The sequence below is a fragment of the Pseudomonas sp. PS01297 genome, assembly GCF_029959305.1.
GTDB classification, from domain to species: Bacteria; Pseudomonadota; Gammaproteobacteria; order Pseudomonadales; family Pseudomonadaceae; genus Aquipseudomonas; species Aquipseudomonas helleri.
The window spans coordinates 1-6,627 of record NZ_JASCPQ010000158.1 but is presented as its reverse complement, the minus strand read 5'-3'; the positions used below and the strand labels follow the sequence as shown (position 1 = coordinate 6,627).

Annotated in this window: 4 protein-coding genes; 2 read left to right on the top strand and 2 right to left on the bottom strand. The window is 59.0% G+C overall.

From position 1 onward, the window contains the following. Positions 1-87: 87 nt before the first annotated feature. Together QMX84_RS25380 and QMX84_RS25375 are read right to left on the bottom strand one after the other, a co-directional pair. Positions 88-3,375, bottom strand: a complete 3,288-nt coding sequence (locus QMX84_RS25380; protein ID WP_282365071.1) for an EAL domain-containing protein — start codon at positions 3,373-3,375, stop codon at positions 88-90. Positions 3,376-3,432: 57 nt separating this feature from the next. Beyond that, positions 3,433-4,326, bottom strand: coding sequence for a LysR family transcriptional regulator (locus QMX84_RS25375; protein WP_262126220.1), 894 nt, complete (start codon positions 4,324-4,326; stop codon positions 3,433-3,435). Positions 4,327-4,458: 132 nt separating this feature from the next. Between QMX84_RS25375 and leuC the strand changes: the two genes are divergently transcribed. Both leuC and leuD read left to right on the top strand, forming a co-directional pair. Then, positions 4,459-5,877, top strand: coding sequence for a 3-isopropylmalate dehydratase large subunit (leuC, locus tag QMX84_RS25370; RefSeq protein WP_123748704.1), 1,419 nt, complete (start codon positions 4,459-4,461; stop codon positions 5,875-5,877). A 10-nt stretch (positions 5,878-5,887) separates the two neighbouring features. Next, positions 5,888-6,532, top strand: a complete 645-nt coding sequence (gene leuD, locus QMX84_RS25365) for a 3-isopropylmalate dehydratase small subunit (protein ID WP_262126222.1) — start codon at positions 5,888-5,890, stop codon at positions 6,530-6,532. Positions 6,533-6,627 lie beyond the last annotated feature (95 nt).

The window sequence follows — 6,627 nt, the reverse complement described above, 5'->3', positions numbered from 1 at the left end:
CGAGGTACGAAGGCTGCGATGGGTTGCGCAGCGACCCCAATCGGCGGTCCTGCGGCCCGCATCGCAGCCTTCGTGCCTCGTCAGCGACTACAGGGTTTTTTGTAACAGCTCGCGAAATTGCGCCAAGGGCACTGGCCTGCTGTGCAGATAGCCCTGGTACAAATGGCAGTCCAGTGTTTGCAGGTACGTCAACTGCGCCAGTTGCTCAACACCTTCTGCCACCACGGTCAGGCCCAGGCTGTGAGCCATGGCGGCGATGGCGCGGATAATCTCGGCATCGTTAGGGTCCTGGATCGCGTCACGCACAAACGACTGGTCAATTTTCAAGGTGTCGACCGGTAAGCGCTTGAGGTGGGTCAGGGAAGAATAGCCCGTGCCGAAGTCGTCCATCGCAAAGCTGGCGCCGAGGGCGATCAACTGGTGCATTTTTTCGATGGTATCTTCCAGGTTTTGAATCACGATGCCTTCGGTGACTTCCAGTTTGAGCATCGAGTAGGGCAGGTGGTGATTCAACAGGCTGCGTTGTACCCGCTCAACAAAGTCGCTCTGCAAAAATTGCCGTGGGCTGATGTTGACGCACAGGCTGAAACCCTCTGGGTCGAGCAGGCCTTCTTTAAGCAGTTCGCTGAAAGCACGGCACGCCTCATCGAGCACCCAAGTGCCCGCTTCCAGAATCAGACCGCTGTCTTCGAGGATTTTAATAAATTCACTGGGTGACTGCGGCCCCAACTCAGGGTGAGTCCAGCGCAGCAAGGCTTCAGCGCCGACGATGCGGTTGCTGCGGGCGTCGACTTGCGGTTGAAAGTGCAGGCTGAATTCGCTGCGGGCCAGCGCCTGACGCAAATCGCTTTCCATGCGCATGCGCTGGCTGGCGGCGGTCTGCATTTCAAAGTGAAACAGTTGCGTGGTGTTGCGCCCTGCATCCTTGGCCCGGTACAGCGCAATATCGGCGCGCTTGAGCAGGTCGGCCGGGTTGGCGCCGTGGTCGGGAATCAGCGCGATACCAATGCTGGGGGTCACTTGCAGGCGCTGGCCGTCGAGGAACATCGGTTCGGCGAGCAATTGGCGAATGGTGTCGGCGATATGACACACCGAGTCTGTCACCTCTTGTTGCGAGCCTTTAAGCCCGGTCAGCAGCACTACGAATTCATCACCACCCAAGCGCGCTACGGTGTCTTCACTGCGCACGCTGGCTTCCAGGCGCGCTGTGATGATACGAAGCACCGAATCACCCACCGGGTGCCCCAGTGAGTCGTTGATGTGCTTGAAGTGATCAAGGTCCAGAAACAACAGCGCGCCGCGCAAATCATGGCGCTTGAGCAGCGAAGTCTGCTGGCTCAGGCGGTCCATCAGCAGGGCGCGGTTCGGCAGGTTGGTCAAAGGGTCGTGGTAGGCAAGATGCCGGACTTGCGCCTGGGCGCTTTTCAATTGGCTGATGTCGCGCGCGGTCAGCAGCAGGCAGCGCGCCTCTTTGAGGGTAATCAGTTCAATTGAAATTTCAACCGTGAGCGGGCTGCCGTTCTTGGCCCGTCCAAGCACCTCGCGGTTGCTGATGCGGCCTTTTTCACGCAGTTCATCGAGCAGCGCCTGACGCTTCGAGCTGTCGCCCCAAATCCCCAGCTCATACGGGCTGCGGCCAATCACTTCGTCGCTGCTGTAGCCGGTCAGCCGGGTGAAGCCGTCGTTGACTTCAAGGTAACGACCGCTCACCAGTTCGCTGATGGTGATGGCGTCGGGGCTGGAGTGAAAAGCCTTGGCGAATTTTTCTTCGCTGGCCTTGAGCGCGGCTTCAGCCCGCTGTTGCTGGGTAATGTCGCGCAGGGTGGTGACAATGCACGGCTGGCCATTGACCTCGATATGGCGGCTGGACAATACGCAGGTCAGCGGTTCGCCATTTTTGTGGTGCAAGGTTAACGCCGGGTTGGTCTGTGCCGGGGCGCGGATAATGCGCTGTAACTGGCGCAGGTGCTGGGCGCTGGCATCGGTCAGGGCGCTGCTGGTGTCTGCGCCTTCTTGCAGGTCGGCCACGGTCCAGCCAAACGTCTGGGTGAAGCTGGTGTTGATTTCGATGAAGTGCGCGCTGTCTGCGAGCATCACGCAAATGGGGTCGGGGCTGGTCTGGAAGACACTGGCAAACTTTTCTTCGGAGGCGCTCAGGCGTTGTTCGCGTTCCACCTGGTCCGTTATGTCGAGCAGGGTGCCGGCCATGCGCAGCGGTTTGTCCGCTGCATCGCGGTACAGCCGGGCACGGCTTTCCAGGTAGCGCGAGGCGCCGTGCGCCAGCGGCACGCGGTAGGTCAGTTGGTAATTACCGGCCGGGCCTTCGCGCAGCGAGCGGTAGGCATTGCGCATGTTGAAGCGTTCTTCTTCGGGCACGCCCTCAAAAAACGCATCAAATGATTCGTTGAACGGCTCTGCGGGCAAGCCATGCAACTGCGCGGCGCGGGCCGAGCCATACAGGCGGCCGGTGGGGATGTGCCAGTCCCAGGTGCCCAGTTGCGCCGAGTCGAGTGCAAGGTCCAGGCGTTCCTGGCTTTCAATCAGCGCTTGCTCGGCTTCTTTGCGTATACGGTTGTCGACGAAGGTGCTGATCAGGTACGCCTCGCCCTCCAGTTCGACTTTTTGCGCGCTCAGCATGCCTTCATGGTAGTGGCCGTGACGGTCGGCCAATTGCACTTCCAGGGTGATCGGGGCGTTCTGTTGGCTGATGGCCTTGGTGAATTGCAGGCGCTGCGCCGGGTCGGGCCAGATGCCCAGCTCAACCGTGGTACGGCCAATGGCTTCGGCGGCGGTCCAGCCAAGCTGGCTTTCAAAGCTATGGTTGGCCTCGCTGATCAGGCCGTCTTCGATACGCACCAGCAAGACCATATGCGGTGACAACTGAAACAGCGTCGAAAAACGTTGCTCTGAACTGTTCAGCGCTTGCTGGCGCTGACGTTGCAGGGTGACGTCGCGAATCACCCCCATGATCCGTGGGTTGGGGTCATCGCCGGGCACCTGGCTGCCGTGGATCTCCAGCCAGTGCAGGCTGCCATCAGGCCAGCGCACCCGGTAATGAACGGGCTTTAGCAGCGGCTCGCCGTTGATAATCGCCTCGAACGCCTGTTGGGCCTTGGGCCAGTCATCAAAGGGCAGGGTGGCCAATTGCTGAAGATTACCGGGCAGTGCCTGAGCTGACTCAAAGCCAAAAAAAACGTGCGCTCCATTCGACCAATGCAAGTCGCCGCTGTTGAGTTCCCAGCACCATGCGCCCAGTTGGGCTGCGTTCATGGCCGTGAGCAGTTGCGTGGCACTCAGCGCGTGATTGTCCAGGGCTGACAGGTCGACATCAGACGCATCAGGGGCAGGGTGCAGCGCATCCGTGGGGTTTGACATTGACTGCAGTCCTTGGGCTGAAAATCTTGAAAACGATCCATGCCTGAACCGGTGTTTTCAGGGTTGCTCAGTGTGCAGCGTGTCGACTTGGGCATCCAGCAGTGTCATGAAAGCGTGTGCGGCGTTCGACAAAGTTCTTTCGGTGTGCACGATATAGCCTAGTTGACGTGTCAGTTGTATGCCCGGCAAGGCGATGGAGGCCACTTGTTCGTCGAGCATGGTGCGCGGCAACACGCTCCATGCCAGGCCGATGGATACCATCATCTTGATGGTTTCCAAGTAGTTGGTGCTCATGGCGATATTGGGTGTGAGGCCTTGGCCTTCAAACAGGCGCTGCACGATATGGTGAGTAAAGGTGTTGCCCCCCGGAAACACCGCCGGGTGGTGAGCAATGTCCGACAGGCTCACGCTGGTTTGCTGAGTGAGGCTGTGCTCGGGCGCCACCACGAAATCCAGCGGGTCGTCCCACACCGGTACCGCGCGAATCAGCGAATGAGGTTCCGGCGCCAGGGTGATAACCGCCAATTCGGCGCGGCCATGGAGAATTTCTTCGTAGGCAACTTCTGAATCCAGGAACTGAATATCCAGCGCGACCTTGGGATAAGTGCGCGTGAACTCACGCAGTAACGGCGGCAAACGGTGCAGGCCGATATGGTGACTGGTGGCCAGGGTCAGGCGCCCGCTGACCTCGCCATTAAGGTTGTTGAGCGCCCGTCGGGTGTCATCCAGCACGTTGAGAATCTGGTAGGCGCGTGGCAGTAAGGCCCGGCCCGCCTCGGTCAAACTGACCTCGCGACCCAGCCGGTCAAACAGCCGCAGCTTGAGTTGCTGCTCAATGCTGGCGATGCGTTTGCTGATCGCAGGCTGGGTTAAAAACAACCGTTCGGCGGCGCCAGAGAAGCTTCCGGTTTCTGCAATGGCGATGAAAGCGTTGAGATTCGCGAGATCCATCTAGGTGAATTCCTGTTAGTTATCCAAAGCATAAAAATTATGAATTTGAGTTATTCACTGTAACCCCATAGCATCGACCTCACAAGCCAAGTGGTTATTGGCATAGAAAGTAGCTGATGAGGAAACCGTCTGATGGCCGGCAAAACGCTCTACGACAAGCTCTGGGATTCGCATTTGGTCAAACAGCGCGACGATGGTTCGGCGCTGATCTACATCGATCGTCATATCATTCACGAAGTGACGTCGCCGCAAGCCTTTGAAGGCCTGCGTCTGGCCGGGCGCAAGCCTTGGCGCATCGATGCCAACATAGCGACCCCGGACCACAACGTACCGACCACGCCAGAGCGCAAGGGCGGGATCGAAGCGATCGCTGACCAGGTTTCCCGTTTGCAGGTGCAAACCCTCGACGACAACTGCGACGAGTACGGCATCACCGAATTCAAGATGAACGACGTCCGCCAGGGCATCGTGCACGTGATTGGCCCGGAGCAGGGCGCCACCTTACCGGGCATGACTGTGGTCTGCGGCGACTCGCACACCTCGACCCATGGCGCGTTTGGCGCATTGGCTCACGGTATCGGCACCTCCGAGGTTGAGCATGTACTCGCCACGCAGTGTCTGGTCGCGAAAAAAATGAAGAACATGCTGGTCTTGGTCGAAGGGCAATTGCCGTTCGGCGTGACTGCTAAAGACATCGTGCTGGCCGTCATTGGCAAAATCGGCACCGCTGGCGGCAATGGCCACGCCATTGAATTTGCCGGTAGCGCGATTCGCGACCTGTCGGTTGAAGGCCGCATGACCATCTGCAACATGTCGATTGAAGCCGGTGCCCGTGTGGGCTTGGTGGCTGCCGACGAAAAAACCGTGGCATACGTCAAGGGTCGTCCGTTCGCACCCAAGGGCGCTGAGTGGGACTTGGCCGTAGAAGCCTGGAAAGACCTGGTGTCGGATGCCGACGCCACGTTCGACACCGTGGTTGAACTCGATGCTGCCCAGATCAAGCCGCAGGTGAGCTGGGGTACTTCGCCAGAAATGGTCTTGGCCGTGGATCAGAACGTGCCGGATCCGGCGCAGGAAGCTGACTTGGTCAAGCGTGGCTCGATTGAGCGTGCCTTGAAGTACATGGGCTTGAACGCTAACCAGGCGATCACCGACATCCAGCTGGACCGCGTGTTCATTGGCTCGTGCACCAACTCGCGAATCGAAGACTTGCGCGCTGCGGCAGTGATTGCCAAAGGCCGCAAAGTGGCCTCGACCATCAAGCAAGCGATTGTGGTGCCGGGTTCGGGCCTGGTTAAAGAGCAGGCCGAGGCTGAAGGCCTGGATAAAATCTTCCTCGAAGCCGGTTTTGAATGGCGTGAGCCAGGTTGCTCGATGTGTCTGGCGATGAACCCGGACCGCCTGGAGTCGGGCGAGCACTGCGCTTCGACCTCCAACCGCAACTTCGAAGGCCGTCAGGGTGCCGGTGGTCGTACTCACCTGGTGAGCCCGGCCATGGCCGCCGCCGCCGCAGTAAACGGTCGCTTTATCGACGTCCGTGAATTGATTTAAGGAGCGCAGCATGAAAGCTTTTACCCAGCACACCGGGCTTGTCGCACCTTTGGATCGCGCCAACGTCGACACCGACCAGATCATCCCGAAGCAGTTTTTGAAGTCGATCAAACGCACCGGCTTTGGCCCGAATTTGTTTGACGAGTGGCGCTACCTGGACGTGGGTCAGCCTTATCAGGACAACTCCAAGCGCCCCTTGAACAAGGACTTCGTGCTCAACGCCGAGCGCTATCAGGGCGCGAGCGTGTTGTTGGCCCGTGAAAACTTCGGTTGCGGCTCCAGCCGTGAACACGCCCCTTGGGCCTTGGAAGAGTACGGCTTTCGCAGCATCATCGCGCCGAGCTACGCCGACATCTTCTTCAACAACAGCTTCAAAAACGGCCTGTTGCCGATTATTTTGAGCGACGCTGAAGTGGACGAGCTGTTCGCCCAGGTTGAAGCGACGCCGGGTTATCAGCTCAACATCGACCTGCAAGCCCAGACCGTGACCCGTCCAGACGGCAAAGTGTTGAACTTTGAGATCGATGCGTTTCGCAAGCACTGCCTGCTCAACGGCCTCGATGACATCGGCTTGACCTTGCAGGACGGCGATTCGATTGCAGCGTTTGAAAGCAAGCACCGCGCAAGCCAGCCATGGTTGTTCCGTGACGCTTGATAAGCGTATTTTTTGAAGTGTGGGAGCGGGCTTGCTCGCGAGGATAAACCCCGGTTTGTCTCTTGAACCGAGGCGCCTGAATCGCGAGCAAGCCC